The following is a 1,531-nucleotide window of genomic DNA, read 5'->3' as shown; positions in this document are numbered from 1 at the left end:
ACTCAACTTTCGCAGTGTAAAAATATAGTCTACCCCAATCACTGCGTAGACCAATGAACAGCTGAATATGTTCCTTGACAAATGCTTCATAAAAGAAAAAGCACCCCAACGTTTGGTATAGTTTAACTGACGAGAAAAAACTACCAAACAGAAGAGGTGCCTCCTATTATGATAGCGAATAATGACCTAAATAAGCAACTGCCAAATGAAATAAAAAGCACATTCAAGGAACTAAAAATACTGAAACATCTACGAAACGCCGGTATTACAAAGAATTTTGGATTTTCCTGTGCTTATATTTTTCAGTTGGTGTTTGGATTGATTTTCGAGAATAAGAACTGGTTTCGCATGCTTGAAGGCAAAAAATCCACGGATATTCCAGCAAAAGATACTGTTTATCGTTTTCTAAACCAGTCTACATTTGCTTGGCGCCGTTTTTTGCTTCACTTGTCTGCTCATACCATTGCAAAGGTCACAAAACTTACCAGTCATGACCGTCCAAAGGCATTCGTTCTTGATGATTCGTCCTATGATCGTAATCGCAGTAAATCTGTAGAACTGCTGGCACGCTGCTTCGACCATGCTTCGCAGAAAATGCGTTATTATAAAGGCTTCCGTATGTTGACACTGGGTTGGACAGATGGTGCAAGCTTTTTACCCGTGGACTTTTCACTGCTTAGTTCGAAAAAAAGCCAGATTAACGGTATTTCATCCCATATTGATAAACGCAGTTCCGGTTACAAACGTCGTCAGGAGGCACTACAATCGGCACCTGAACAGATCCCGGGTATGCTTGAGCGTGCGCTGAATGCTGGTATTGATGCCACTTATGTACTGATGGATACATGGTTTACCCAACAGCCACTTATTAAAGCTATTACTGAAAAAGGCTTGGATGTTATCGGTATGGTAAAACATTTGAACCAGCGGTACCTTGTGAATGGTGAGCGTTTGAGTTTGAAACAGCTTTATAAAAAGGCAACGCCGACTGATGGAAAGCATGGTATTTTGCGCTCTATCCATACCACGCAGGCGAATGGTGTCCCTGTTAAAATCGTGTTTATCCGCAACCGTAACAAGAAAAGTGACTGGCTTGCTATTTTGAGTACAGACCGTACGTTGAGTGACCAGGAGATCATTCGGATCTATGGGATGCGCTGGGACATTGAAGTCTTTTTTAAAGCGGCCAAGTCGTTGTTGAAGCTCCAAAAAGAGTTTCAAAGCAGGTCTTATGACGCTTTAATCAGTCACACGACCATCGTATTCGCAAGGTATATTGTACTTTCTTGGCAAAATCGATGTAGTAATGACGAGCGAACGCTTGGTGGCATGTTCTATGAATTGTGTGATGAAATAAATGACCTTGATTGGGCAGTAGCTTTACAGCAATTAATCGAGCTTCTTGAAGATACCCTAAAATATACGAAAAAAAGAATCCAAAAGTTAATTAAAAGTCAACTACAACAATGGATCGCGGGTTTGCCTAACTATATCAAGGCTTACCTGCCAGTTTCAGTCTGCGAAAGTTGAG

General features: G+C 41.0%; 1 protein-coding gene. It reads left to right on the top strand.

Annotation, left to right across the window (positions count from 1 at the left end):
- Positions 1 to 168 precede the first annotated feature (168 nt).
- Positions 169 to 1,530, top strand: coding sequence for an IS4 family transposase (locus C232_RS0118235; protein WP_018665542.1), 1,362 nt, complete (start codon positions 169 to 171; stop codon positions 1,528 to 1,530).
- Position 1,531 lies beyond the last annotated feature (1 nt).

The organism is Heyndrickxia acidiproducens DSM 23148 (assembly GCF_000374345.1).
Classification (GTDB): Bacteria; Bacillota; Bacilli; order Bacillales; family Bacillaceae_C; genus Weizmannia; species Weizmannia acidiproducens.
This window is presented reverse-complemented; position numbering and strand designations above follow the sequence as displayed.